The 1545-nt window shown below is 69.6% G+C and carries 3 protein-coding genes; all 3 read right to left on the minus strand.

Annotation, left to right across the window (positions count from 1 at the left end):
- Positions 1–206, minus strand: a 206-nt coding sequence (locus FJZ36_19385; protein ID MBM3217061.1) for a hypothetical protein, incomplete at its 3' end; no start/stop codon positions are given.
- The gene (locus FJZ36_19390; protein MBM3217062.1) at positions 203–1291 is read right to left on the minus strand and encodes a hypothetical protein; all 1089 of its coding nucleotides are present in this window, start codon (positions 1289–1291) and stop codon (positions 203–205) included. The genes FJZ36_19385 and FJZ36_19390, both read right to left, overlap by 4 nt.
- A complete protein-coding gene (locus FJZ36_19395) occupies positions 1228–1545 on the minus strand; it encodes a lysophospholipid acyltransferase family protein (protein MBM3217063.1) in 318 nt (105 codons plus the stop codon). The genes FJZ36_19390 and FJZ36_19395 overlap by 64 nt, the downstream gene beginning before the upstream one ends.

Consider the following 1545-nt stretch of genomic DNA (forward strand, 5'->3'; position numbering starts at 1 on the left):
GTCTGTCCGAAGAGCCAGACCCCTTCGCGGACGCCCAGCGACGCCGGGTTGTGGATCGCTCCCTCGGCTTGGTCGGCGAGGGCGGTGTAGGCGTCGCCGAGCCCAACGGGACGCACGCCGACCAGGTCTGGCACGGGCGCAGCCGAGACGCGGAGGGAAAGCGTCGTCAGACAGAGGGCGAGGGCGGCGATGTGCCGTCGGGTCATGGCGCGCCGATGCCGAGGAGCCGTCGGATGCCGTCGGCGGCGGTTGCGGCGTCGCGCAGGGGAGTCGTTTGCGGCGGATTCTGCGTCAATCGGAGCGCCTGTTCGTGAAGCGTGTCGAGAGGCATGTCCGCCATGCCCGTCTGCTCGGCGATGGCTGCGAACGCGGGAGCGTACCGGTCCGAGCGCGCGGACGGGATCCGGATGAGTCCGACGGGTTTCCCCGACGATGCGGCCTCGCAGACCATCGAGAAGGAATCGACGGTGACGGCGACCCACTCGCTCATCGCCAGGATCGTCTGGACGGGAGCCTCCTTCGGCGACGGATCGCTGGCGAGAGCGGCATAGGCGCAGTAGGGGTTCTCGACGACGCGGGAGCGGATGAGCGCCTCGACGTCAGGGGGCGTGCGGCGGGAGGTCGTCACGGCGAGCCACCGACCCGTCGCGCGGGCGACCGCCATGAGGACGTCGAGAACTTCCTGCGCCGCATCGGCGGTCCACCAGTAGCGCGTGTCGTTCCCGCCGAACAAGAGCCCGATGGTCGGGGGAACCGGTTCCGGCAGAGCGCGGCGGCGTTCCTCGACGAGCTCCGGCGTCACGTGGGTCGGGACACCCAGCACGCGGACGGCGTTCTCGTCGTCTTCGACCCACTGGTGGCGGGCGAGGATCGCCAGGTCGAAGGGTCCCACGCCGATGGGCGACGGGCGCATGCAGACGACGGTCCGAGCGCCGAAGATGCGCCCCAACAGCAGGTTGACGCTGGCGACGGACGAGCCGGTCGAGAGCACGGCATTCGGCGGCTTCACGCTCAGAAGGGCGTCGAAGGACCCGGGCTCCAACGCCGTATTCAGCATGGCACGCGCGGCGCGCGCGGGAATGAGACGTCTGCCGACGGCGACCTGGACGCGGAGCCAGTTGTCCGCCGCTTTCGAGCGAAACGTAACGCGGATCGTCTCGCGATCCGCCTCCGGCAGGTGGGCGAGGATACCCTCCGTCTGGTGAAAGTGCCCCGGCTTGCCGTCGGTCAGGGCAAGGATGAGGGGTCGAACGGCGGGCGCGTCTTCCATCGGCGGTGGATCCAGAGCCATTGTGACGGGCGCTGCCGGATGTGTTCTTCGAGACGCTCGTAGATGAGCGCGAGGCGTTTCGCGTCGTCATCGGCTTCGGGAGCCGATTCCAGGACGACGCGGTGCGATCCATCGGGTTCCCGGAACGCGAGGCAGAGCCAGAGCGGGCATCCGAGCCGCCGCGCGAGGGTCACGGGACTCGGTTCCGCCGAGGCGAGCTCGCCGAAAAACGGCACGAATACGCCGCTCGCTCCGGCGTCCTGATCGGCGAGCAG

The organism is Candidatus Poribacteria bacterium, from assembly GCA_016866785.1.
Lineage (GTDB): Bacteria > Poribacteria > WGA-4E.